The sequence below is a fragment of the Streptococcus sp. HCA-5024 genome (assembly GCF_037890265.1).
Classification (GTDB): Bacteria; Bacillota; Bacilli; order Lactobacillales; family Streptococcaceae; genus Streptococcus; species Streptococcus lingualis.
Map to the genome: position 1 here is coordinate 50,638 of NZ_JBBKBR010000003.1, position 24,438 is coordinate 75,075.

Consider the following 24,438-nt stretch of genomic DNA (forward strand, 5'->3'; position numbering starts at 1 on the left):
TCCTATCCGATAATGATGTCTGCCTTGGCATACTGCAAGGTATCTGCTTTCTTGGCTTGGTAATTGTTCAAACTGACCATAAGGGTCAAAGGACCAATCCGTCCGATAAACATGAGGACCATAATAATGGCTAGTCCCGCCCCATTTAAGGTCGAGGTCACATTGGCTGTCACGCCTACTGTCGCTAGAGCGGATACCACCTCAAAGACCAAATAAATAAAGCGTTGGCCATCCGGCGTCACCAAACAGATTCCTAATAGACCCACTAAGAAGGTCAACTGGAAAATCACCGCCGTCCCAAAGGAACGTTGAACAATGTCTGGTGAAATGGTACGTTTTCCTAAATTGGTATGTGGTAGCCCCAATAGTTCCTTCCGAGCCAGGAGCAAGAGGACCAGGAAGGTGGTGATCTTCATGCCCCCTGCTGTCCCACCCGGTGCTCCACCTAAAAACATCTGCAAGAGATAGACGAAGAGCGTCACTGGCCGGACTGCTGTATAATCTAAGGATGCAAAACCAGCTGTCCGCATACTGACAGTTTGGAAGAAGCTGACCAAGATCTTCTCTCCTAATGGAAGGGACCCAATCGTTGCTGGATTATTAAACTCGGTCAAGAGACTGGTTACTGTCCCAAAGAGAAGGATCGCAGCTGTTAACCAGAGAACCACCTTGGTATGGAAGCGAAGAGTCCGCCGTCCTGATTGATTACGGGCCTTGGTAGCCAGGTCAAACCAGACCATGAAGCCCAAGCCCCCAGTAATAATAAGGGCAGATAAGGTCATATTGACCAACCAATCGGTCTGGAAGCTCATCATACTATCGCCCCCAAAATTATCAAAGCCCGCATTACAAAAGGCCGAGACCGCAACAAAGATAGAGTTAAAGATTCCATGGCCCCAACCAAATCGAGGAATGAAGCGAATCATGAGGAGCAAGGCCCCCAGTCCTTCGATGGTAAAGGTGGTAATGAAAATAGAACGGACAAAACGGGCCAAGCTCTGGTTATTGCTAAAGCTAAAGCTGTCCCGGATGGTCTGTCGGTCCTTGTAGCTAAGCTTTTGGCGACCTTCCATAAAGAAGAGACCGATAAAGGTCAAGATCCCCAGGCCACCAATCTGAATCAAGAGCATACAAATCAATTGCCCCCAACCATTATAGGTCGAAGCTACTGATTGGGTAAAGAGCCCTGTCACACAGACCATGGAGACTGCTGTAAAAAGGTGGTCGACATAACCTGCTTTTGAGATTGCTTGCTGGACAAAAGGCAGACTCAATAAGAGGGAGCCCACCAGGATAACCAAGGCAAAGCTGAGAAAGATTCGCCTTGCCGGAGACAGGCTTTTAATTTTGGCCTGCCATTGTTTAAAAAATAATTTGACTAACATAGCTTCATTGTATCATAAAAAGGTGAAAAGACCTACAAGTGATGAACCATCTCTAGGCACAATTCTAGGGCCTTCTCAAAAGCTTCAGCACCCCAGTCACGCTGGTCATAATTTTCCAGGTCTGCAAGAGAATCTGCGGTAAATAGGAGCAAGCCCCAAACTACATCACGAAGCTGGGCGACTGCTGCCAGTGAGGCGCACTCCATCTCCACAACACTACATTCTTCTTCGATCCGATAGGCTACCTTGTCAGGGGTTTCCCTATAAAAGCCATCCGTTGACCAGGTCATAACCTCTTGATAAGGAATGGACGCTTGTTTGAGAACTGTTTCAATAGCAGTCAGGGCACGGCCGTCCACCTCTATATAACGAGAAGGAGCGACATAATGGTAACTGGCTCCCTCATCTCGCAAGGCCTTGGTCGGGATTAAAAAAGCATTTTCTTCTATATCCACCAAGACCCCACAGCTACCCGCGGAAATGATCTTCTTCACTCCATAGCCGATCAACCAATCCATGAATTGCGCAGCAGCTGCAGATCCAACTGGCGCCTGGGCCAAGCAGATCTCCTCTCCTTTGTACTCCATAACATAGACCGGATAGACCTTGGTAGCTGAGACAAAGCTAGCTACTTGTTTGGCTCCAACAGCTTTGGCAAAGCGCTCAATCTCATCTTCCAAGAAAGCATACACACATTTTTCAGGTAGGTGCAGATTTAGTCCCTCATGAGTCGGCATAATGACCGCCTGCGGATTGTCATCAAACTCTAAAATAGGAATTTCATGTTTACGGATCATCGTTTCTCCTTTTTGACGGGTATTTCTTTAATGACACGGGCTGGGTTTCCAGCAAGGACCACATTGTCTCCAAAGGACTTGGTCACGACTGCCCCAGCACCAGCGACCACATTATCACCCAGCGTGACACCAGGAAGGATGGTGACCCCTCCTCCTGCCCAGAAGTTATCTCCTATCGTAATCGGCGCCCCGTACTCGAGACCAGAATTGCGCTCGCCTGGATCCAGTGGGTGCAAGGGCGTCAAAAATTGGCAATTAGGACCAATCATGGCATTCTTTCCAATCGTGATGGGACATACATCCAACATGGTCAAATTGTAATTGGCATAGAAATTTTCTCCCAGATGGATGTTGACCCCATAATCCACAAGAACCTGACGATTGAGATAGAGGTTTTCACCGGTTGATCCAAACCACTCTTTGATGATAGCTGCCCCTTTTTTAGGATCCACCTCTTGGTTAAAAGCTTCTTGTTTCTCCCGAGAGGCTTGGGCTAAAGCCCGTAATCCAGGGTCCGCAGGTCTATAGTAGCCACCCGCAATCATTTTTTCATATTCACTGGCCATAAGGAAACCTCCACGTTATTTTGACATATTATAGCAGAATTCCCCCTTTAAAACAAACGTCAGAATAAGGGTCCGCAAGAAAAAAGATCACAAACGCTTAAAAATGATTAAAAACACTTGCATCGACTTAATAGATAATGTAAAATATAGGCAAGAACAGAAATAAGGAGCAAGCTAATGTACCAGGAACAACGGCTCGAAAAAATCCTAGAACTTTTAAAAGAGCGAAAACAGTTATCCGCTAAAGAAATGGTTGATTACTTTAAGGTTTCAAAAGATACTATTCGCAGAGACTTTGCTCTTCTTAGCCAACGCCAGCTAGTCCGCAGGACACACGGTGGGCTCCTTCCCTTAAACAAAGAACCCGGCCCTTCTTACCTAGACCGTAGTCAGAAGGCTAACAAGGAAAAGACTGCCATGGCTCAAAAGGCCCTGCAATTGATCCAAGATGGACAAGTGATCTTTCTCGACGTTTCCACCTCGATGACCCTGCTTGCTGGCTTGCTTAATAAGGAAGCCACAGTCTATTCGCATTCCCTTGACAATGCCATCCAGCTCAGTAGCCATTCCCAGGTTGACTTTCATCTTTTAGGAGGAAAATTCTACCCTAAAAACCGCTTTTACTATGACGCGAATCAAGCACAAATACTGGACAATCTTCGTTTTGATCTCGCTTTTTTTGGAGCGAGTAGCTTAGCCAATGGCGAAGTCACCTTTGAAGATGCTGAAGACGTTGCCGTCAAATCCCTCGTCTTTGAACGGGCTCGTACCAAGGTGCTGGTGGCAGAAAGCAGCAAGTTCTCCCAAAATGCCAACTACTATCTTGCTCGTCTCAAGCAATTTGATTATTGGATTACCGACCAAAAACCAAGCCCTGAAATCCTTAAACAAGTCGGCAACGAAACCACTATTCTCTATTAGGAGGTAATCTTTATGTCTCACATTCGTCTCATCATCAGCGATATCGATGGCACCATCTTAAATGACCACCATCAGATCGATCCACAGTTAGCATCATTGATCCCGGATTTAAAGCGTGAAAAGATTCCTTTCGTGCTGGCCTCTGCTCGCTCTCCAAAAGGGATGGCACCCATTGCCAAAGAGCTCGACATAGAAGACTGTCCTATGGCCTGCTACAACGGGGCCTTGATTCAAAAAGGAGAACAAGTTCTTTTCGAGCATCCCTTGGACAAGACGGAGGCCCGGAACTTTATCGACTGGGCCAACCAACACTTCCCTCAAGTTTCGATCAACCTCTATAGTGGAAAAGACTGGATGACCGATCATCTCGACCAATGGAGCCAAGAGGAGGCCCGGATTACAGGGGAAAAACCTCATATTCTCCCCCTATTGGATCCTTTGCTGGATACGACAAAGCCCCTCCACAAATTGCTCTTAATTGGAAATGCAGAAGAGATCCAAGCCCTCTATCACACTATTTCTACCAACGACTTCCCTTCTACCGCCTTTTATCTCTCCAAAGCCAACTACCTAGAAGTTACGGCTAAGCACGTCTCTAAAGAGGATGCTCTGGTTGAGCTTGCCAATCACTACCACTTAAGCTTAGAAGAAGTCCTCACCCTGGGGGACAACTTCAATGACCTTCCTATGCTCAAAAAAGCAGGCATCGGTGTCGCTATGGGCAACGCTCCGCAAGAGGTGAAAGACGGAGCAGCAGTCGTGACAAAGACCAACAATGAAAACGGGGCTGGGCAAGCGGTTGAAACCTATGTGTTGATTTAGAAACATAAATAAAGTGACTAGCTAGTATTTTTTACGACTAAAAAATATAGTAGAAATGCCGATAAAATAAGGATTCCTGCAAATTTGTGGGAATCCTATTTTCTTTTGCACACTTTGTATATTTAAATTATTTTGTGTATATTTTTCTCACTCAGCTTTTTATCAATAATTAGGGATATAAAAGTCGGTAAAACCCTTGATTATTATACCGTTGACAAGTTTTTCAAAAACCTGTATGATAGAAAAAAGTTTATTAAAAAGGGGACGTATTTTGAAAAAATATACTATTTCACGTAAACAAACTTTAACTTTAGCTTCCGTTGTTTTAGGAACAGTCTTCACAGGAACGACTATTGCTTCTGCTGATGACGTTGCACCTGCAACAACCCAAGCTGCTCCTGCAGCTACTACAGCAGCAAAATCACCTATCACTGCTGCAACAGAAGAAATCAACGCCAAAGCCAATACACCAGTTGTTCCTGCTGATAAAGCAAAAACTGGGGATGTCATCGCTGTGGACGTTAAAAAAACTGGCCCATCTGCTAAAACAGACGGTGCAGATACAACCACTACCTCAACAGCAACCATCAAAACTACTAGCTTAGCAGATCCAAACACACCTGTTGGCACTTCAAAACCAGTCTCATCTACTAAGACAGCTACATCTACCAAAGAGACAGCTGACTACACTGAGACAACAACCGAAACAGTCAATAAAACAACTGTAGTCGAAGTGACAAAAGAAGCCGATGTGGTCAATAAAAAAGAAGTTCAAGCAACATCCGACATCGTCTTTGTCATTGACAAATCAACTTCAATGGATTCTCACATCAGGGATACGATGAAGAATGTCGAGACCTTCGTTCGCAATCTATCGGCCAAAAATATTCAAGCTCGTTTAGGATTGGTTGAATACGAAAGAGCTAGTGAAGTCAAATACCATGATTTCAATGGATCTAAGTTCACAAGTGATCCAGAAAGCTTCATTTCCGCCCTGAAAACCATCAAAACTGATGGCTACTATGAAAATGCTACTGTTCCATTGCATCATATCGCTACTTCAGGGGACTACAACTGGGGGACTGGGGCAAACAACCATCGCTTTGCTTTCCTGATTACAGACGAGGACATCGATCTTACAAAGGATACACCAACAAAAGAAGCGACACTGAAAGCCCTTCAAGATGCTGGTATCTCTTTGACAGTGGTTGGTGAAACACGTGAAAAAAAAGACTTTGATCCATTGGTCAATGGAACAAATGGTCTCTACCTAGATATCGACAAAAACTTTGCTAACTTGTTGAACGTTCAATTTGCCAATAAAGTCGTTGAAACTGTCCAAAAAGGTCGTGTCTTCAAAGTCCAAAAAGACAAGTATGAGTTGATCTCAAAAACTCATCGTGTGGCGAAAGCAAAACCACAAACACCTAGCATCCAAACGCCTGCAACACCGACTCCTACCCCTCAAAAACCGGCTGTTGTAACCCCTGCGAAACCGACTGTATTCACACCGGCTAAAAACGAGCCTGCCAAAACAGCAGTCTATATCGCACCTGCAGCTCTTCCTCAAAAAGAAGCAAGTCTTCCAAATACAGGAAGCAAGACCTCAATTGCCTTGACAACTCTTGGCCTTGGTCTTCTTAGCATGAGTGCTGCCTTTGGCCTCTCTCGTAAAACAAAGAAAGACTAACATGAAAAAGCCTAATCATCTGATTAGGCCTTTTTAGCTCTGTACGAATGATTCCTGTTTGCCATTTTCATTAGGAATGTTAGAATCTTCAGCTTCTACCAAGAGATTCTTGTCCTCCGCTATGATATAATGGGGACAGCACAAGGGAGGAAACCAATGTTACAAGAACTAGCCTTTACAGGCCAATGGAGACACTATCAAAAACGCGTTCTCGATAAGAGTGACGCTTTTATGGCGGATGGCCACCTGCATCTGGTAGCAGCTCCCGGCTCTGGAAAAACAACCCTGGGAATCGAATTTATCAGACGCTTTGGTCAGCCAACTCTGATTTTAGCTCCTACGGTCACCATTCGTCAGCAATGGGTGGACCGGATTATCCAGGCATTCTTGAGTGATGAAAGCCAAGCGGAGCAACTGATTTCTCAGGACCTCAAACATCCTAAGCTGATTACAGTGGCTACCTATCAGGCTCTACACAGCGCTATGAACCAAGTCGTCGGTCAATCACAAGCTGAGGATACCGATGACCAGGCAGAGATTGAAACATTTGATTTCAAAGGTTTTGATATCTTTACTACTTTCAAAGCCATCTCACTTGGGACTCTTTGTTTAGATGAGTGTCACCACCTGCGCAATGAATGGTGGAAGAGTTTGGAAGCCTTTCGTCAAGCCTTCCCTGACTTAAAGATGATCTCTCTTACCGCCACCCCACCCTATGAAGGGGATCCTGCCCTTTGGGATCGCTATATCCGCATGTGTGGTGAGATCGATGAGGAAATTACGGTACCCGAATTGGTCAAGGAAGAGACCCTTTGTCCCCACCAGGACTATGTTTGCTTCGCCTTTCCAACCAAGGAAGAGCAAGAGCAGTTGGACGCCTTTAGCCAACAAAAGAATGCTTTCTTGCAGCAACTGACTTCCGATCCCCTCTTTTGCCAATACCTCCAAAACTGCCAAGCCTTATCGGGTCAGATCAGCGATGATGAATTGCTCAATGATCCCAAGTATCTCTCTGCTACCCTGATCTTTCTTCGAAGCAAGGGAATCGCCTTTCCCAAACGTTTCCAGGAGCTTTTAGGAGCCAAGAAACTACCTGCTTTCACCATGGACTGGCTTGAAATTCTCCTGCAAGGTCTGCTCTTTCAGGTGCCTCACTGGTACAATCTACCAGAGGAATACGAGAAGCAAGTCCTCCATGAACTAAAAGCAGCCAGCTTGATCGATCGAAAACAAGTTAAACTAATCCGCAACAAAAAACAAGACCTACTGCTCAACCAATCCCTCGGAAAACTCAATGTGGTTCGAGAGATTTTCAAGGCGGAATACCAAGCTCTTGGAAACCGACTGCGCCAACTGGTCTTAACAGACTATATCCGCCAAGATTTTGAAGTTCATCTCGGGGATAAGGACGCCCAATTTACTCAATTGGGAGTACTCTCTTATTTCGAATCCATTCGCAGGGAAAGCTTAGAGCAAGCAACTCCTCCTGCCATTGCTGTCTTGACCGGTAGCATCGTCATCATCCCGACAGTTGCTAAGCCAAGACTAGAAGAGCTACTTGGAGGGAATCGACTGACTTACCAAAACGTCGGCCAATTATCTCCAGATGACTTTCTCAAGGTTCGCTTGGTTGGTTCTCAACATGATTTGGTGACAGCCGTGACCCAGCTCTTTCAAGAAGGGCTCATCCAAGTCGTCATTGGAACCAAGTCCCTTCTAGGAGAAGGCTGGGATGCTCCTTGCGTCAATTCCCTGATCCTAGCGAGCTTTGTCGGCAGTTTTATGCTCAGCAACCAAATGCGAGGTCGTGCCATCCGAGTGTGGCCTGAGGATCCAGAAAAGACTAGCAACATCTGGCACCTGGTCTCCATCAATCTTTCCCTAAAGAAATGGTATGAAAAGTCCGATCTTGAAAAGGAAGAAATCGAAGCCATCACTGATCAGTTGAAAGAATACAGTCCTGATCTGGAGCTCTTAGAAAGACGGATGAAGCAATTTTTAGGTCTCCATTACAAGGAGCCCTTCATCGAATCCGGTATTGAGCGTCTAGCCTTTGACAATATCCGCTATACCAAAAAACAGTTGCAAAAACTCAATGAAGAAACCTTAGAGCGCTCCACCCATCGTCAAGAACTCCGAGACGGCTGGCAAAAAGCCCTGCCTATTCTGGAGAATATGGAGATTGCAAACGAGGTCCAAGTGGATAAACACTTCCTGCCCCTGGCCCTATTTTTTGACGCCAGGAAGCTAGCTCGTTGGCTAACGGCCGCCACTTTGACCGATGCTTTCGCCAACTTTATTTACTATTCATATAGAGGAGGATGGAATAAAGGGTCTCTTATTCTTCTATTCTTCCTAGCTGTTCTCGCACTCCTTGCCTGGCTCCGCTACTATCTTTATAAGAGCCCTTATAAACGGCTAGAAGTCTTTGGTCAGGCTATCCACCAAGCTCTGCTCCTCTTTGGGCATATTCAGACTCAAGAGACCCGTATCCAAGTCGTACGAGACAGAAAGGATGCCATCAACACGCTAATCTATATGAAAGGCGGAACCATGCGGGAGAAGGAACTCTTCTCGCAAACCATGATCGAGTTTTTCGCTCCAATTGAAAATCAGCGCTATATCCTGAAAGCACAGGAAAAAGTGTCCGATCAGACAGAATATTTCGCAGTACCAAGCCTCTTTGACAAACGGAAAGAGGATGCCCAAGCCTTTGTGGAACAAATCCGAAAGAGTCTGGGCAAGTATGACCTCGTCTATACCCGAAGTGCCGAAGGCCGTGCCATTCTCCTTGATGCGCGCATCAAGGCCCTAGCCAACAAACAAGAGCGCACCTTCACCAAGAAACAAGTGATGTCGGATTTGAAATAAGATTTTATTTCACTACAAAAAATTCTAGTAGACAGCCTCTACTAGAATTTTTTTGTTAGTCAAGTACAATCATAGCCTTAATAGTCTTACGTTCATCCATGTCCTTATAAGCTTGGTCGATATCTTCCAGTTTATAGCTTGAGGTAAAGACACGACCCGGATTGATATCACCATCAAGGACCGCTTTTAACAAAACTTGTTTGTCATAAGTAGTAACTGAGGCTGCTCCACCTGCCACTGAGATATTTTGAGCAAAGGTCGAACCAAGGGCACGGTTATTGTAATGAGGAACGCCCACAAATCCCATGCGCCCTCCATTATGGAGGACTCCGAGAGCTTGCTCAACAGCTGCTTCTGTACCGACACATTCGAGAGCTGCATCTGCTCCGCCTCCAAGGATTTCACGGACCTTGGCAATCCCTTCTTCACCACGCTCAGCCACAACAGCTGTCGCACCTGACTCCAAGGCCATTTGTTGACGGTCTTGGTGGCGACTCATAAGGACGATTTGCGATGCACCACGCATCTTAGCTGCAATGACAGCACATTGGCCAACAGCACCGTCACCAATAACGACAACCTTGTCACCTTTTTGCACATTAGCTACACGCGCTGCATGATAGCCCGTCGGCATGACATCAGCCAGCGTCAAGAAGGATTTGAGCATGGCTTCTGTATAATCAGATGGTTGCCCTGGAATTTTGACAAGGGCCCAATTGGCAAAGTGGAAACGGATGTACTCTGCTTGCACCCCGTCAGACCAGTTGGTGCCGATATGGCGGTCACAAGTCCCATCATAACCAGCACGACAGGCATCACACTCCCCACAACCATGGGTGAAAGGCGCGATAACAAAGTCTCCTGGTTTAACCGTTGTAATGGCTTCTCCGATTTCTTCGACGATACCAATAGCTTCGTGACCACTATTTTGATGACCTGCTTCAATATCAGGATTGCGGTAGCTCCATAGATCGGATCCACAGACACAGGTGCGAACGATACGGAGAATGACATCATCTGGCGCTTCGATCTGTGGACGTTCCACTTCTACAAGGCCCACTTGCCCAGCTTCTGTATAGACTGTTTTCTTCATAGGGACGACCTACTTTCTATTGCTTACTTATCTATAGTATACACTTTTTATCGAGCTTCTGCTCATACCAAGTCGTCATTAATGGTGGTGATGATCATGCCCATGACCTTGATCAGTTTCCAGGTCTTCGATATTTCTCTTGTGAGCTCGGTGGGTTGCCAAGTCTTCATCTACCTCAATGGTGACGTTTTGAAAACCGCAGTCTTTGAGCAAGTCTCGGATAGACTCTTTACAAACCTCCATGTGGTTGACATGCTCTAGACAAACATGGACAATGGCGTTTTTTTCCAGGCCATCCATGGTCCAGAGGTTTAGCTGATTGATACTAGCGACATGGTCCAACTGCTCCAAATCCGTCTTGATCTTCTGGATGTTCACCCCTTCTGGCACGGCATCGAGGAAAATCTTGAGCGTGCTCCAAAAACGTGGAATGGCTTTTGATAGAATAAAGATGGAAATAGCAAGTGATAAGAGAGGATCCAGAATATACCAATCGGTAAATCGGAGAACAATGGCCATTAGGATGACAGCCACCCAGCCCAGAGTATCTTCCAGAAAATGCAGGCTAAGAATGGATTCGTTCTTGGTTTGCCCCTTGCGAATGACCAGACTCGCTAGCACATTGATGCTGACGGCAATAATTCCAAGCCAGAGGATGCCCTCATCGTTGACAGGTTGTGGATGAAAGAGTTTCGTTATATTTTCCAAAATGACTAAAACGGATCCTGTCATGAGAATCACAGCTGTTACCATGGCCCCTAAAAGGCTAAAACGCTTATAGCCCAAGGTATAGTGGCTATCTTCTTCACGATTGGAAATACTCTCCAAAAAGGCGGAGATCCCAATAGCAATCGCATCCCCCAAGTCATGGACCGAATCCGCCAAGACCGCACTGGATCCAAAAATCCCTCCTGCAATAAACTCAACAATGGCATAACTCAAATTCAAGAAAAAAGCGATCCAGACCGCATGTTTTGTCTTCATAATCCTATTTCCTTTGTTATAATAGATTCATGAACATCATGTTCATTATCATTATCTAACATTCACAACAGAAAGGATAGGGGCAAACCGTTTAGGGTGTACGTTACTGAACAGTTTGTTCTAAGTGTCCATATGACAGCACAGGATCGTCGCATCACCAAAACTCGAAAAGCTATCTATCAGGCTTTCTTACACTTACTCAACCAAAAAGACTACGAGGCCATCACGGTTCAAGAAATCATAGACCTTGCTGATGTGGGGCGCTCGACCTTTTACAGCCATTACGAGAGTAAGGAGTTACTACTGGATGAACTCTGTCAAAAACTCTTTCACCATCTCTTTGAGCGTGCTGAACACCTCTCACCACAAGACTACCTGGCCCATATCTTTCAGCATTTCAAAAAAAATCAAGACCATGTGACCAGTCTCTTGCTCTCTAAAAATGATTATTTTATCCGGCAACTGCGAAAAGAGCTAGAACATGATGTCTATCCAATGGTGGCTGATGAACTCATCAAGACCCATCCTACTATTCCTCATTCTTATCTCAAGCACCTTGTCGTTACTAACTTCATTGAAACCCTCAGCTGGTGGTTGAAAAAAGGCAAGTCCTACACCGAACAAGAAGTGACCCAGTTTTATTTGGAGATTTTAAAAGTGGGGTCGAACTAGAAGGGAGTATTTTCAATGACCAGCGTACAATTTTACTTTCTATTTCCATCACTCTTCATGCTTCACGAACTGGAAGAAATCGTTTGGATGCCATCCTTTGTCAAAAAAATATCAATCCAGTATCCAAACAATCGAATCCTATCTTATTACACTCCTTTTGCTTTCAATGCCATTGTCTTGGAGCAATTTCTGATCCTAATAACGTCGCTATATCTTAGTTACCAGTTTAACAACTATAGCATTTACGCAAGCATCATAATCGCTTATATCTACCATGTCTTAGGACATCTGATTCAGACAGTCGTTATTCGAAAATATGTGCCTGGATTGTTGACGGGCATTTTAACGAGTTTGTTTGCTCTTTGCAATCTCAAAAATGAATTTCCAATTAAACTTTATGGTTACTCTCTTTTTACCTTATTGGTTATTATTTTAAATCTTGTAGTATCATTTATGATTCTTCATAAAATCAGTCATAAAAAATAGTACTCAGGCAATCATATCTTAGAAAGGAAACCCTATGTTCTTCCCCATTCTTCTCGGCTTTTTTACAGCCCTCTTTGCCCTTGCTTTTGTTCTTCTTCACTTATTGGCCTCCCTTTCAGAATTTAAAAAGGGAAATCACACTCTAGGAAATACATTTCTCCTCATCGGAAGTAGCCTTGCGACCTTATCTCTCACCCTCTACTTCTTTTTACCGATTGTCTCTCTAGTCCTTTGGTTGATCGGCTGTGGTTTGATTTGCTACGGAGCCTATTGGAATGGGAAACACAAAGGAAACTTCCATCCAGCCCACCACCTGATTCGGGTGGGCATCGCTCTGGTCCTTACCATCTTGTTAGCCTTGTTATAAGAAAAGCTCAAGTTTTTAAAAAACTTGAGCTTTTGTAGTTTCTATTTGTTAAGCCATCAACAGCATGAGAATAGGGATCACCACCATGGTTGCGAGGGTCGTCTCTGTCACCATGACAGCTGCATAATCACTATCAGCTCCGTAGAGTCTGGCAACAACTGGCGCATTGGTCATCACAGGCATGGCAGACTGGATGATAAATACTTGCTTCATCAGGCTTGGAAGAGGCATCCAGTAAACGATAGTCGCCATCAAAAGAGGGGCAACCAGGAAGCGACCTAGTAGAATCAATAGCTGATCTTTTCCCAGAACCAACTGCTTCACGCCTACATGAGACACCGACAAGCCGATGAATATCATGGATAAAGGGGTTGTTAAATTGCCCAGATACTGCAAATCACTGGCTAAAAAGGTAGGGAGCTTGATATGAAGGATCACCAAGACTAGCCCTAAGAGAAAGCCCATGAGAGGAGGAGAAAAGACTTTTTTCAGACTCGTTTTGAGATCAAACTGCGCTTCTCCCTCACCATCCTGCTGGATGAGATAAGTTCCCAAAGTCCAGAAAAAGGTCGTATTACACATGTAATAGATCAAAACATAGGGAATGCTGGCTTCTCCAAAGAGGGCTTGGTTAATGGGAAGCCCCACGAAAATCGTATTGGAATTAAAAAACATGGAAATAAAGAGGCCACGACGGTCTTGTCTTACTGCAAAGATCCTTGCTACTGCTGTCGCGATGCCAAGCAAAATAACCATAGACAGGGCAGGAAACTGCAAGGCTGGCAACATTTTAAGTAGATCTGCTGCTGTGAAGCGCTGCGTGATGGTGTAAAGCATATAGCAGGGAAGAGCAACTTGAGTGACCAATTTAGCAAGTAGGCCACGCGACATGTCATCGAACCAGCCTTTTTCACCAATGACAAAGCCCACTAAAATCATGCCCAGGATGACGAGGATACCTGATATACTCCTCAAAAAGATCTCCATGTTTTCTCCTTTTACTTCTTTGAAATGAGAGTTTTTCCACAAGGTCTCAAAAACTACTCTAGTATATCACAAAAAGAGGTGAAGCAACATGCCCACCTCTTGTATTTTATTGATTGTTACTAGTAGCCTTTCTTAGCTGCCTTACTCCATTGGTACCAACCAACGAGACTGTTGATAAGGTAAATCAAGAAAAACCAATAAAATGGTGGGGACTATGGCGAAAATAGATGATTCAGGTAAAAAGAAAGTTCCAGAATTGCGATTTAAAGGATTCGCGGATGAATGGGAACAGCGTAAGTTGGGAGACGAAGTTCGAATAGTGATGGGACAGTCTCCTAATTCAGAAAATTATACTGATGATCCTAATGGGCGCTAAAAATGCGAAGACCTATGAAGACCTATTTTGTATTAGTCAAACAAAAGATCCAAAAGAAATGGTATATGATTATGACCATGAAACAAAGTAAAATCAAACCGAGTGATCTGAGGAAGCACCCGATGATCATGAAACGTTATTAAACACAAAAGTCACCCATGTGAGTTCTTGCCAGAAGCTGAAGTTAATCCTTCAACCTGGAAAACCCGCAGAGGTGACTTTTTCTATACATCTCGATTTTTCTGGCAATAATCATTAACCGATAAATATGTCTGTGAATCACCCAACGACTCCGCTATGTCCATAATCCGCGGTGGTAGTAATCCCACTCGCTGGACAAGTTCGTGATCGCTGAACAATTCCCGTGGACTGCCGGCGAAGCCAAACTTCCCGTGTTCCATAACATACACCGACTCAAACTCGGCGGCGACCCAATCCATGTCATGGGTGATGGTCACAACTTGGTGGCCCGAATCAGCCAACTGATGGAAAATTGCGGTCAACTTGCGCCGGCTTTCCCAATCAAGCGACATCATCGGCTCATCAAATAAATAAATCGCCGGATCCACTGCCAAAACTGTGGCAACGCTTAACAGCTTGCGTTCCGACAATGACAGGTCATATGGACTTTCAGCTGTTTTATCATCCAAGCCAACTCTTTTTAGAGCCGCTAAAGCCCGCCTCGTAATCGTGTCGCGGTCATCCATGACCTGCGCGACACTCCACTCCACCTCTCGTTGAACGGTCGGGTTGAAAAGCTGATCGTCAGGATTCTGAAAAGTAATCCCAACCTTCAGTAACTTTTCGACTGGTTTAAGATCATTAAAATTTTCTCCATCGATCTTAATCACACCGGTTTGTGGTGTCAGCAAGCCCGTCAACAATTTGAAGAGCGTTGATTTGCCGGCACCATTTTGGCCGACAATCGCCACCATCGGATCGGCGAAGTGTTTGTCTTCAACATCCAAGCTAAAGGACCGTTCCGGATAAGTGAACGTCAGGTGGTTCAGTTCAATTGTGGGCATAAAAAACCTCCTTCAGTTCAGCGTCATTCACCGGATACCGGCCATCAGCCAAGTGCCAATCCATTTTTTGAGCAAGTTGCTGGATTGTCGGGGCTGGAATCTGCCAGTCAGCTGCCAAATGATTAAACACCTCACCCGGCCTGCCCTGGGCTACCATTTGACCCTCATGCAGCACCCACACAACGTCGGCGACTTCGCACAAATCGTCAATTTCACTGGTGACAATGAAGACAGTCGTCTCTTTGACTTGGGCCAGCCATTGGAAAAATTGTCGGCGGCCAAGGGGATCCATCTGACTGGTCGGATCATCCATAATCAAAACAGCCGGGTTAGTCGCAATCGCCGTGGCAATTGCCAACCGCTGGCTCTGACCACCGGAAAGGCTCTCGGGACGCAAATTCAACTGTTCAATCAGCCCCATTTGCGTGGCAACTTCTTCAACCCGTTTTTGAATCAGTCCTTCAGCCATTCCCTGATTAATCAAGTCAAAGGCAATTTCATCGGCAACCGTGTCTGCCAACCCGCTTAGTTGGCCAGCTGGATTTTGCAGTACAACTCCATTCATGGCATTATAAACGGACCAATTGTCGGACACTCGCTGGCCAAACATGTGCCAGTCGCCCTCAATCTCAGCAGACACCATTTTGGGAATGACCCCTGCCAGCACACGGCACAAAGTCGATTTGCCGGAGTGGCTATTCCCGATAATCCCAACCACCTGGCCGGTATGAACCTCCGCGTTAATCTGACGCAGTTGTGGTTGCTCAGTACCCGGATAACGGGTGGTCAAATTTTCAATTACAATCCGTTTATCTTCGTCCATATCTTCCACCCAATCAATAAAATTGCCAATCCAGTCAGACCAATGTGCAGCGTCCGCGACAGGCGATACTCGCGCTGGGAGGTTCTGACAGTCCGGTTGAGATTATCAAAACCTCTCAGCTGGAGAGAAATCGACCGCGTCATCGATTGATCCAAGGTCTTAATCACCAATGGAATTAGAACCGGCAGGACTGACTTTAATTTCTGAATCAACGTTTTTTGCGGATTGGTTCCGCGAACTTTTTGTGCCTGCTGGATTTTCCGCATATTGCGCATCATTTCCGGCAAAATATAACACACCGACATCAGAACGTAGACTGTTTTATAAGACAATCCGGACAGTTCCAAATAGGCCGCGTTTTCTGAAATACTCGTGGTCACCATAAAAAAGCCACTGGTCAAAATAATCACCAATACTCGACAACCCAGAGTGGTGGCGTAAATCAGGCCTTCTTTGTAGAACGACACCCCAAGCACAGAAAACAGCACAGTTTGATTCCGACTGTAAAATAACCCTTGGATGATCAGCATGGTGCAAATCATAAACAGGCTGAATCCCAGCGCCTTAAAGATGGTAGAACTCAATTTGGAAAATAACAATAGCAGTGTTGCGACAAGAATTAATCCGGCCTGAAGCAATAAATTCATACTGGAAAAGCTCAACAACGTCATGTCCAAGATGAACAAGAGCTTAGTAATCGGATCGATCACCTGGTACCACTTGAACTTGAGCCGTGGCGCTCCAGAAATCAATGTTTGATCAGTCATCATTTATCACCGCTAAAGAAGTGCACCATCCGCTTCGGCAGCTGACGATAGATGAAGAATGCCAGGTAGGCCACACAGACTTTATCCAAAATATCCAAGACAAACTCATCGGTAAATGATGCCAGCCACTTTGGTGCATGATTGGCAGACATTACCGCAAACAATGAGTCACCCCAAGCGATACCGGTCTGACCACCCCAAAAGATGACGTTGAGTGGCGTTGAAATGACAGCTGAAACGATGGCAATAATAATAGCAGAAACAAATACTCGTCGCGCTGACGAGAACCACCCATTGGCGTGCAAAACTCCGACAGCAATCCCAATTCCGATGCTGGTAATCGCATACACGGTTGAAATTGGCGATAAGGTCAGCCCATAGATCACGTTGTTGATGAAACCACTGATGGCACCGGCAACCGGCCCAGCCAACATGCTGGCAAGAAAGGTTCCCAAAGACCCCAGCCAAACGGGCAACTTTAACCCCTCCGCCAAGGCTTTGGCAACATAGTTAATCCCCACGGCAGCGGGAATCAAAGTCATGGTGGCAGCACTTAACTTAAATTTCCACATACTGGTACGATGAATCGGTTCTGTTTTCATAATTTTCTCCTTTTGTTTTTAAAGAGCCGTGTCTGTTTAGACTTTCGGACGCAACGCTCTATAGATTTTCGATTTGAACCGCTTCTCCTTTCACAGATCCCTTAGTCGACATCAGGGATTTTCTTGAAAATGATTGTTCAACAGTTCACAACTAATCATACTCCGATTTTCATAGAAGTCAAGAATTTTCTGAATTTTTTTTGAAAACGTTCGGGAATTAAAAAATAGAGCAAGCGCCCATGAGAATGATCGCAAGACAATTATAAGAGGCCACTATAAAAAAACAAACACCATCTCTGGTGTTTGTTTCATTTTATAAAGGAAGCACTAGCTTATTTTTTCTTTTTCTTCAAAATATAAGCTGCAATGCTTGCCAAGACAAAGGCTAAAACTAGGCTAATAATAGAGATGGTCGTACCTGTATTTGGTAAGAATCCTAAGATCTTGCCTGGTTTCTTCGGCTCTGGTTGGCTTGGTTTTTTAGGTTCAGGTTGACCCGGTTTCTTTGGTTCAGATGAACTTGGAGGAGTTGGTTGTTTTGGAGTTTCTTTTGGAACATGCTTGTTAGTAATCACAACATTTCCTTTACCATCCTCGTCGTTACGAGCTTCATAGCCCTTTGGAACACTGACTTCTCTCACTGTATAAGTGATGGTGTTTCCATTTGCTTTTTCATCTAAATCTGCAAAGGTATGGGTCCACTTGTTTTCAGCTGACAATTCTACTTCTTGACCGACTTTTTGATCATTGGCATAGAGTTGAACGTGAATACTCTTCGGACGAATTCCATCCTTGTCATTCTCATCATCCCACTTCTTAGTGACCGTGACGCTTGTCTTACCAGGTGCATGGGTGTTGGTAATGGTATAAGCAGCCTGATCAATTGTAGTCGTATATTCAGCTACCTTCTCTTCTTGAAGAGTATAGACGATTTCTTTTCCATCCTTGAATTTTGGTAGTCCTGTGAAGCTTTCTTTCCAATCTGTCGCATTCGTGAGTTCTTTTTGAGCAACTTTTTCACCATTGGCAAGAAGATTCACAACGATACTTGCTGGACGAAGACCATCTTGATTGTCTTGGTCATTCCAAATCTTGGTCACTGGAATATCGATCACCGCTGGCGTATGCGTATTGGTCAAGATCGTGTGAGCAGCATCAGAGGTATCCACAGTGACTTGGTAGCCTTCAGGAACAGAGACTTCTTCCACACGATAGCTGATCGCTTGGCCAGCTTTCTTTTCAGGCAACTTGCTGAAGGTGTGAGTCCACTTATTATCCGCAGACAATTCAACTGGGTCTCCTACTTTTTCATCCCCAGCATAGAGTTGAACCTTAATGGATTTTGGACGAAGACCATCTTGGTTGTTGGCATCTTCCCATTTCTTCGTGACTTTCATCTCTGTCAAAGCTGGTTCATGCGTATTGGTCAAGACAACATTGGCCTTGTCCTTATCATTTACCGTTACTTTGTAACCATCTGGGACAGTTACTTCTTTGACTGTATATGCAATTGCTTTTCCAGCTGCCTTGGCATCAAGGTTTTCAAATGCACCTTTCCAGTCATTCGCAGCTGAAAGTTCTAATACTTGATCGGTCGCAAGACCATCTTTGTACAATTGAACTTGAATGCTGGCTGGACGAAGGCCGTCTTGGTTGTCTCCATCTTCCCACTTCTTGCTCACTTCTACTTTGGTCTTTTCTGGTTCGTGCGTGTTGGTCACGACTACTTGACCTGGATTGCTTGCTTCGACGGCTTGTGTGTAGCCTTCTGGAACATCGATTTCTTTGACTGTATAGTTGATAACTTGGCCAGCTTTCTTCTCATCTAGGTTTGAGAAGGTATGGGTCCATTTGTTATCTGCTGACAATTCAACAGCCTTACCAACCTTTTGATCACCAGCATACAATTGAACCTTGATTGTTTTTGGACGAAGGCCATCTTGGTTATTGGCATCCTTCCAGTTTTTCGTAACAGTCAGGCTTGTCTTACCTGGTTTGTAAGTATTGGTAATTGTAGTGCCATCAATCTTAGTGGTGTAATTGTCCACTTTGTCTTCTGTCACTGTGTAGACAACTTTTTGTCCATCTTTATAGACTGGTAGATCTGAGAAGGTATGAGTCCATTCATCTCCTTCACCAGTCAGATCAAGAGCTTGAACCTCTGTTCCATTTGCCAAGAGGTGAACTTTGATGGTAGATGGGCGAAGACCATCTTGGTTTTGTGCATCATCCCAGACTTTCTTGACTGTAACCGTCGTGGTCTCAGGAGTGCGCTTGTTAGTGATGGTGGCTTTTCCATCTGTGAAGCTAGCTTCTTCTGTATCGACCGTATAATGAGTCGGAACTTTCACTTCTTTAACAGTGTAGGTATTGAGTTTGCCATCACTGTCTTTATCTGGAAGATTCGTAAAGTGGGCTTTCCAGTCTGTTGCGGCTGAAACCGTGACTGGTTTTCCTTGAGCTTTGCCATTCTTGTAGAGTTGGAATTCCACACTTGCTGGGCGAAGCCCTTCTTGGTTGTCTTGGTCATCCCAAACTTTTGAAGCTTCAAGATCGATATACTTGATATCTGCTTCATTCGCGATTTCTAGAGGAAGAGCTTTTGAGCCGACAGCTTTTCCATCCACCGTGACGTGGTAGATTTGCTTGTCTGCATCATAGGTCACAACCACTGCATGTTCTGTTTCATCCAACTTGTAATTTGCAGGTGCCTGTGTTTCTTTGAGCGTATAGGTTCCTTCTGTCAAGGTACTGAATGAAAGTTCCCCTTTTTTATCAGAAGTTGCCGTCGCAACAACCGCGCCATTTGCATCAGTTAAGGTAAATTCAGCACCTTCAAGAACTTTCTTAGGATCATCCTTGTCCACCTTCTTGACTTGGAAAGCAGCCGAGAAGATTTGTGCAGTTACGGTATTAGACTCACGATTTCCTTCATGACCTTTCGCCTTGTAACCAAATTGGTTATGGGCTTGGACTACACCTGAACGACCACCGTTGTCTTCATTATCTTTGGTGCGTTTTTGCATCAAGTCTTTGACGTCTTTGGTCAACTCCGTTGGATTAACAACTGGGACACCAAAGTTTGCTTCGCTACGTGCTGGGATCGTCGTTCCTTTATCCGCCACAAACTTGATACCTGTCACTTGACTGTAATCAGCTACGGCTGCCGTCCAGATATCCTTATCTGCTGCCTGCTCCATGGTGTCACTTGTGACACTAGGATCTGTCGTGTAGTAGACTGTCCAGCCTTCAGGAGCAGCTATAGGTCCACGGAGGCTAACCGTATATTCAGTCAAACGATTTGAACCATCTAGGGTATTGACATCGTGTACTTTTGGTAGAGCATCGTAAACAACCGCGTCTTCGACTGGCTTATCTGTATTGTTTTTAATGGTGATCTTGTAGTTAAAGGTTTCACCAGGCTTGAAGGTACGAGTAACAGTAGATGCATCGGATAGATCATCATTTTTAGCGATGTATTTGCGGGCATAGATCCCTTCAGCTGCGACAATTGTATAGTTTGATTGAGCATAAGGAATCTTATCCGTTGTTGAACCATTCCCGTTTAGGTCATACACGTCTTCGGTAACTCGATCAGGGTTGGCATTTTCAAGATCGTGGATTCCGTCTCCTGCCACATATACTTTATTGGTGAAGGTTCCACCGTCATCTTTTCCTTTTAAATCGGCCACGATAAACGGTAAACGCACACGATTAAGATCCATAAGAGAAGCTTTAATAAACTCTTTTTGGTCCAAATGCATCACAATAGCGGTTCGACCTGAATTGTGGTAATTTTCAATGACCTCGTAGCTCTTAAGGAATTTCATCCCTTTTTCACTAGAGGCAAGGTTTCTCTCAAAATCTTTAAAATCGACTTTAAGGGTATTCGGATCATAAAGATCAATAATCCGTAGGTCTCCATAATTCTTATCAGGATCTAAAACTACTTTGGTTGCCATCAAACCAAAACGAATATTTTGTCCATCAGTATAGCGAACATCATTGTAATCAGTCCTTTTTGCAATTTCAAAGCTTTCCTTCATAGGAACCAGCTTAAAGCTCCAATCTGCTGACTGATCTTTGGCAACGTTTGACTGTGTTTTATAAGTCACACGGCCTGTATTCTTGTAGACATTTTTGGTCGCATCGTTTTCATCATAACGCGTCTTTTCAGGATCCTTGAAGCTTGTATAGCTATTGAGGGTAATTCCCTGACCAGATTGAAGGACAAAATCATCCTTCATTTCCATCCGCCAGCCCACAACGGTTCCATACTTGGTCAAATCAATTAGACCGTTCCCGTCTTTATCTGCTTCTGACTGAATTTCTTTCGTACTACCATCTTCCATAGTCAGGATGATTCGTTTGACAATGGTATGGATTTGTTTCCCAATCCCATAGTTTCCTTCCATCAGGCGACTATAATCGATCCTGGTAAACTTCAAGCGAGGGTCCACAGTCTCATCGTAAAAAACAAAATTCTTCTGAGGTGAAGGGGTGTTATTATGAAATTTTAGAATCCACTTGTAATTAGCAGCCTTGTAGTCTGTTGAATCATAAACATCCCCATCCGCCCGTTTGGCAAAGCTTCCGGCTCCTTCAAGGTCACGTGAAGTCAAACGGAAAATAAGGGAATCTTCCGCTGTAATATCTGGTTCGCCCTCTCCACGGTTGGCAGGAATACCTACTAGACTACCCGTGTTGGTCAAATCCTTGATAAGGACGTCTTTGATAGTTTGGTCTTTTTCTAAGACCAAATCAGGGAATTTCAAGTAGAGGTAACTAGTATCCTTGATTTTGGTCATAAATTCTTGGTGATAAGCTGCTGGATTGTCGTTTGCATCCGCCTTGAAAGTCTTCGTAACGGTACCATCTCCATTGTCTATCCAGCCTTCAGACTTGGTTGTATCAAGAACAGCTGTGCGAGTCTTCCCACTCTTATCTGTATAGGTTGGTAACTTATCAGTGATCGTTGCTGATTCTAACTGACGGTATTGACCACCGTATTGACCACGCATTCCGTCCAATTGGAAGGCAAATGGGACAGAAGATGGTGTTTCAATATAGTTCTTTCCATCTGCACCTTTGACAATACCTGGCATTGCTTCCGCATAGTCCTTAGACATGGCTTCGTTCAAGTTTTGGTTGATGTACTTGGTGAAACGATAATCGTTGTACTTAGGCTTCCAAATGATATCATTGAGCGCTGTTTCTTGCCCATTGATGTTCAATGTTCCTGTGATATCTAGCGAGTAATTCGTCGGTGGATACCCGATTGTAAACTTCCCAATAAAAGGTAAGGTCAACACTTCTGATTTTTGGTAATTGCTAAAGTGAAGGGTGACTTGATAGTCATCACCAACTTTTGTTACCGTTGGTTTATCATGCTCTGAGGCACTATTAAAGTCTGGAATGCTGACTTCTCTGAGGTACTTGCCTGGTACTTTCAAAGTAATCGCGACATCGTTAATGTCGGTTGTCAAATTTTTTGGGGTAATCTGGATATAGCCAGACATGGTATCCCCTGTAAAATAGGACATGCCACCTGGATGGTCTTGTTTGTCCCCATACAAGAGGGTAACATCCAAGGCCCCGTTATCTCCAACTGCTAGCTGGTTGGCATAGGCAGTTACAGCCCCTTGACCAATCTGGCCTAGCATCATGAGAATCGTTAAAATGACAAAACCTTTGTTCAAAAAGTTTTTCCATAATAAACTAAGCTTTTTCATGTTTTATCTCCTTACTTTTCTTAGCCTTCCAAAAAGGCCCTCCCTTTAATTTTATCAATTATTTTTTAGAATATCTATTGCTTTTCAAATTAAATAATAAATATTTAATAATATAGACATTGTTTGCACTAATGTCTATATTATAAGTCACTATCTGGTAATGATTTCCCCGTCCTTCTATCCAAGGGCAATCAAATGAAACATCTATAAATGAGGTGAAGCAGGCCTAACAATCCTTATCCCCCCTTAATTTGTCCATACAAAAAACCTCAAACACAACTGTTTGAGGTTTGTACACCCTGCTATTGGTTGGTTATTTCATCTAACTCTTCACCATTTGAAGGAATCTTTTGTTTTTCCCTTCTATCTCGTACCCACAGCATGGCCACTCCAAAGAGATGGCTTCCAAACAAGGCCACCACAAAAATCAGCTTGCCCCTATCGGGATAAGAAAGAGGGAGAGTCCTAAAGCCATAGCGTGCCAACTCGATAAAGATCGGATGGGAAAAGTAAAGGGCCATACTCATCTGTTTTAAATACTGCAAATCATAGCTTTTCAAAAAGGACGATCGCAGGCAGGCATTGACAAAATAAACGGTCACAAAGGGAAGGAGAAAGAAAAAGTTCTTATCGATTCCTTCATGTTGAAAAATGATGATCCCTTCTAGACAGAGCAAACCAAAGGCAAGAGCTACTTTTTGCCAACGGTGAACCCTAAAGCTTGGTGAATCAAAATGATCATACAGATAATAACCCATAAAGATAAAAATAGGCGTATAGAAGAGACCATTTCGCGCTGTGAAAAATAGGTTGCTATAGAGCTGGTAGCCTTTTAGAAGACTCGTGGTGTCCAGATAAGCCGAATAGGTCTCGATCAAGCCCCAGCAATAAAGGAGCAAGGTGATCACACCCGTCCAAACCATACCTAGGCGTTTGACCAATTGATTGACCAAAAACAAGCCCAGCAAAAAGGCCGGGATATACCAGAGTTGGTAGCACATTCCCAGATAGATCAGTGCAATGAGAACACCTGCTGGAAAAAAATAGACAGGGAGTTTGAGGCTAGAAAAAAAGATCCAGGCATATGGTAAATAGACACAACTCCAAAATAGATAGGTTTTAACAATTTTGACCAGATAGGCCTTCATTTTCTTAGAATTCCCTAGGGATTGCTTGAGGAAAAAGCTGGCACAGACGATAAAAAATGGCACCGCTAGCCGGCCGAGCATACTCTTGAGACCAAAATGCAGTGGCTCATAAGAGGTTAAACGACCACTATGCACCAAAATCACTGCAATCGCAAAGAGGTATTGAAAAAAGCTGATACTAGAGGTGTTATAGAGGGGATTCTTTTGCATATTCCTACTCCTTGCCCAAAGCAGTTTCTATGGTTATTTTAGCATGAAAGGGAAGGCCAAGCAAGGAATCTTACATCCTTATCTACCTTTTTTCCTCTATTTTTGATATACTCA

Annotated in this window: 21 protein-coding genes; 9 read left to right on the forward strand and 12 right to left on the reverse strand. The window is 44.2% G+C overall.

Going from position 1 to position 24,438, the window contains the following annotated elements; translation table 11 throughout:
- Positions 1-2: 2 nt before the first annotated feature.
- From WKT08_RS06015 to WKT08_RS06025, 3 genes are read right to left on the reverse strand one after another with little or no spacing between them, the layout of a single operon-like run.
- Positions 3-1,385, reverse strand: coding sequence for a TrkH family potassium uptake protein (locus tag WKT08_RS06015; protein ID WP_009731619.1), 1,383 nt, complete (start codon positions 1,383-1,385; stop codon positions 3-5).
- Between the two features lie 32 nt (positions 1,386-1,417).
- Positions 1,418-2,182 (reverse strand): nucleoside phosphorylase, encoded by a 765-nt coding sequence (locus WKT08_RS06020; protein WP_340280788.1) that lies wholly within the window; start codon positions 2,180-2,182, stop codon positions 1,418-1,420.
- Positions 2,179-2,748 carry a sugar O-acetyltransferase gene (locus WKT08_RS06025; protein ID WP_340280790.1) on the reverse strand — a complete coding sequence of 190 codons (570 nt, stop codon included), beginning with the start codon at positions 2,746-2,748 and terminating at the stop codon, positions 2,179-2,181. Before WKT08_RS06025 ends, WKT08_RS06020 begins: the two co-directional genes overlap by 4 nt.
- A gap of 177 nt (positions 2,749-2,925) precedes the next feature.
- Between WKT08_RS06025 and WKT08_RS06030 the strand changes: the two genes are divergently transcribed.
- The 4 genes from WKT08_RS06030 to WKT08_RS06045 all read left to right on the forward strand — a co-directional run bounded on the left by WKT08_RS06030 (position 2,926) and on the right by WKT08_RS06045 (position 9,052).
- Positions 2,926-3,669: a DeoR/GlpR family DNA-binding transcription regulator gene (locus WKT08_RS06030; protein WP_340280792.1), complete on the forward strand. Its 744-nt coding sequence runs from the start codon at positions 2,926-2,928 to the stop codon at positions 3,667-3,669.
- 12 nt (positions 3,670-3,681) lie between these two features.
- Positions 3,682-4,491 (forward strand): Cof-type HAD-IIB family hydrolase, encoded by an 810-nt coding sequence (locus WKT08_RS06035; RefSeq protein WP_340280794.1) that lies wholly within the window; start codon positions 3,682-3,684, stop codon positions 4,489-4,491.
- Positions 4,492-4,762: 271 nt separating this feature from the next.
- Positions 4,763-6,181, forward strand: a complete 1,419-nt coding sequence (locus tag WKT08_RS06040) for a VWA domain-containing protein (RefSeq protein ID WP_340280796.1) — start codon at positions 4,763-4,765, stop codon at positions 6,179-6,181.
- A 156-nt stretch (positions 6,182-6,337) separates the two neighbouring features.
- Positions 6,338-9,052 (forward strand): DEAD/DEAH box helicase family protein, encoded by a 2,715-nt coding sequence (locus WKT08_RS06045; RefSeq protein ID WP_340280798.1) that lies wholly within the window; start codon positions 6,338-6,340, stop codon positions 9,050-9,052.
- 55 nt (positions 9,053-9,107) lie between these two features.
- Here WKT08_RS06045 and WKT08_RS06050 read toward each other — a convergent pair whose 3' ends face one another.
- Positions 9,108-10,145, reverse strand: a complete 1,038-nt coding sequence (locus WKT08_RS06050; RefSeq protein WP_340280800.1) for a zinc-binding dehydrogenase — start codon at positions 10,143-10,145, stop codon at positions 9,108-9,110.
- 78 nt (positions 10,146-10,223) lie between these two features.
- Entirely contained in the window at positions 10,224-11,129 is a 906-nt protein-coding gene (locus tag WKT08_RS06055) for a cation diffusion facilitator family transporter (RefSeq protein WP_340280802.1), read from the reverse strand.
- A 132-nt stretch (positions 11,130-11,261) separates the two neighbouring features.
- On the opposite strand from WKT08_RS06055, the gene WKT08_RS06060 reads away from it, so the two are divergent.
- From WKT08_RS06060 to WKT08_RS06070, 3 genes are read left to right on the forward strand one after another with little or no spacing between them, the layout of a single operon-like run.
- The gene (locus WKT08_RS06060) at positions 11,262-11,801 is read left to right on the forward strand and encodes a TetR/AcrR family transcriptional regulator (RefSeq protein ID WP_155200358.1); all 540 of its coding nucleotides are present in this window, start codon (positions 11,262-11,264) and stop codon (positions 11,799-11,801) included.
- Between the two features lie 15 nt (positions 11,802-11,816).
- A complete protein-coding gene (locus WKT08_RS06065; RefSeq protein WP_301362555.1) occupies positions 11,817-12,287 on the forward strand; it encodes an HXXEE domain-containing protein in 471 nt (156 codons plus the stop codon).
- A gap of 34 nt (positions 12,288-12,321) precedes the next feature.
- The gene (locus WKT08_RS06070; protein WP_340280806.1) at positions 12,322-12,654 is read left to right on the forward strand and encodes a glucuronide permease; all 333 of its coding nucleotides are present in this window, start codon (positions 12,322-12,324) and stop codon (positions 12,652-12,654) included.
- Between the two features lie 48 nt (positions 12,655-12,702).
- Here WKT08_RS06070 and WKT08_RS06075 read toward each other — a convergent pair whose 3' ends face one another.
- Complete coding sequence (locus WKT08_RS06075; protein ID WP_340280808.1) at positions 12,703-13,641, reverse strand: AEC family transporter; 939 nt, start codon at positions 13,639-13,641, stop codon at positions 12,703-12,705.
- A 214-nt stretch (positions 13,642-13,855) separates the two neighbouring features.
- On the opposite strand from WKT08_RS06075, the gene WKT08_RS06080 reads away from it, so the two are divergent.
- Both WKT08_RS06080 and WKT08_RS06085 read left to right on the forward strand, forming a co-directional pair.
- Entirely contained in the window at positions 13,856-14,017 is a 162-nt protein-coding gene (locus WKT08_RS06080) for a hypothetical protein (protein WP_340280810.1), read from the forward strand.
- A 14-nt stretch (positions 14,018-14,031) separates the two neighbouring features.
- Positions 14,032-14,160, forward strand: coding sequence for a hypothetical protein (locus WKT08_RS06085; RefSeq protein WP_002878297.1), 129 nt, complete (start codon positions 14,032-14,034; stop codon positions 14,158-14,160).
- Positions 14,161-14,241: 81 nt separating this feature from the next.
- Here the strand turns inward: WKT08_RS06085 and WKT08_RS06090 are convergent, their stop codons facing one another.
- The 6 genes from WKT08_RS06090 to WKT08_RS06115 form a co-directional block, all read right to left on the reverse strand.
- Positions 14,242-15,042 (reverse strand): energy-coupling factor ABC transporter ATP-binding protein, encoded by an 801-nt coding sequence (locus WKT08_RS06090; protein WP_340280812.1) that lies wholly within the window; start codon positions 15,040-15,042, stop codon positions 14,242-14,244.
- Entirely contained in the window at positions 15,029-15,865 is an 837-nt protein-coding gene (locus WKT08_RS06095; protein WP_340280814.1) for an ABC transporter ATP-binding protein, read from the reverse strand. Before WKT08_RS06095 ends, WKT08_RS06090 begins: the two co-directional genes overlap by 14 nt.
- Positions 15,841-16,632 carry an energy-coupling factor transporter transmembrane component T gene (locus WKT08_RS06100; RefSeq protein WP_340281035.1) on the reverse strand — a complete coding sequence of 264 codons (792 nt, stop codon included), beginning with the start codon at positions 16,630-16,632 and terminating at the stop codon, positions 15,841-15,843. The genes WKT08_RS06095 and WKT08_RS06100 overlap by 25 nt, the downstream gene beginning before the upstream one ends.
- Complete coding sequence (locus tag WKT08_RS06105; protein WP_320909745.1) at positions 16,632-17,234, reverse strand: ECF transporter S component; 603 nt, start codon at positions 17,232-17,234, stop codon at positions 16,632-16,634. The genes WKT08_RS06100 and WKT08_RS06105 overlap by 1 nt, the downstream gene beginning before the upstream one ends.
- A 332-nt stretch (positions 17,235-17,566) precedes the next feature.
- Complete coding sequence (locus tag WKT08_RS06110; RefSeq protein ID WP_340280818.1) at positions 17,567-22,966, reverse strand: Cna B-type domain-containing protein; 5,400 nt, start codon at positions 22,964-22,966, stop codon at positions 17,567-17,569.
- Positions 22,967-23,268: 302 nt separating this feature from the next.
- Positions 23,269-24,324: an acyltransferase family protein gene (locus WKT08_RS06115; protein WP_340280820.1), complete on the reverse strand. Its 1,056-nt coding sequence runs from the start codon at positions 24,322-24,324 to the stop codon at positions 23,269-23,271.
- Between the last annotated feature and the right edge of the window lie 114 nt (positions 24,325-24,438).

What these genes read in the sequence shown, in the direction of transcription:
- WKT08_RS06015 (WP_009731619.1), bottom strand. Translation starts at nt 1,385, where the DNA reads ATGTTAGTCAAATTATTTTTTAAACAATGGCAGGCCAAAATTAAAAGC.
- WKT08_RS06020 (WP_340280788.1), bottom strand. Translation starts at nt 2,182, where the DNA reads ATGATCCGTAAACATGAAATTCCTATTTTAGAGTTTGATGACAATCCG.
- WKT08_RS06025 (WP_340280790.1), bottom strand. Translation starts at nt 2,748, where the DNA reads ATGGCCAGTGAATATGAAAAAATGATTGCGGGTGGCTACTATAGACCT.
- WKT08_RS06030 (WP_340280792.1), top strand. Translation starts at nt 2,926, where the DNA reads ATGTACCAGGAACAACGGCTCGAAAAAATCCTAGAACTTTTAAAAGAG.
- WKT08_RS06035 (WP_340280794.1), top strand. Translation starts at nt 3,682, where the DNA reads ATGTCTCACATTCGTCTCATCATCAGCGATATCGATGGCACCATCTTA.
- WKT08_RS06045 (WP_340280798.1), top strand. Translation starts at nt 6,338, where the DNA reads ATGTTACAAGAACTAGCCTTTACAGGCCAATGGAGACACTATCAAAAA.
- WKT08_RS06050 (WP_340280800.1), bottom strand. Translation starts at nt 10,145, where the DNA reads ATGAAGAAAACAGTCTATACAGAAGCTGGGCAAGTGGGCCTTGTAGAA.
- WKT08_RS06055 (WP_340280802.1), bottom strand. Translation starts at nt 11,129, where the DNA reads ATGAAGACAAAACATGCGGTCTGGATCGCTTTTTTCTTGAATTTGAGT.
- WKT08_RS06060 (WP_155200358.1), top strand. Translation starts at nt 11,262, where the DNA reads ATGACAGCACAGGATCGTCGCATCACCAAAACTCGAAAAGCTATCTAT.
- WKT08_RS06065 (WP_301362555.1), top strand. Translation starts at nt 11,817, where the DNA reads ATGACCAGCGTACAATTTTACTTTCTATTTCCATCACTCTTCATGCTT.
- WKT08_RS06070 (WP_340280806.1), top strand. Translation starts at nt 12,322, where the DNA reads ATGTTCTTCCCCATTCTTCTCGGCTTTTTTACAGCCCTCTTTGCCCTT.
- WKT08_RS06075 (WP_340280808.1), bottom strand. Translation starts at nt 13,641, where the DNA reads ATGGAGATCTTTTTGAGGAGTATATCAGGTATCCTCGTCATCCTGGGC.
- WKT08_RS06080 (WP_340280810.1), top strand. Translation starts at nt 13,856, where the DNA reads ATGGCGAAAATAGATGATTCAGGTAAAAAGAAAGTTCCAGAATTGCGA.
- WKT08_RS06085 (WP_002878297.1), top strand. Translation starts at nt 14,032, where the DNA reads ATGAAGACCTATTTTGTATTAGTCAAACAAAAGATCCAAAAGAAATGG.
- WKT08_RS06090 (WP_340280812.1), bottom strand. Translation starts at nt 15,042, where the DNA reads ATGCCCACAATTGAACTGAACCACCTGACGTTCACTTATCCGGAACGG.
- WKT08_RS06095 (WP_340280814.1), bottom strand. Translation starts at nt 15,865, where the DNA reads ATGGACGAAGATAAACGGATTGTAATTGAAAATTTGACCACCCGTTAT.
- WKT08_RS06100 (WP_340281035.1), bottom strand. Translation starts at nt 16,632, where the DNA reads ATGACTGATCAAACATTGATTTCTGGAGCGCCACGGCTCAAGTTCAAG.
- WKT08_RS06105 (WP_320909745.1), bottom strand. Translation starts at nt 17,234, where the DNA reads ATGAAAACAGAACCGATTCATCGTACCAGTATGTGGAAATTTAAGTTA.
- WKT08_RS06110 (WP_340280818.1), bottom strand. Translation starts at nt 22,966, where the DNA reads ATGAAAAAGCTTAGTTTATTATGGAAAAACTTTTTGAACAAAGGTTTT.
- WKT08_RS06115 (WP_340280820.1), bottom strand. Translation starts at nt 24,324, where the DNA reads ATGCAAAAGAATCCCCTCTATAACACCTCTAGTATCAGCTTTTTTCAA.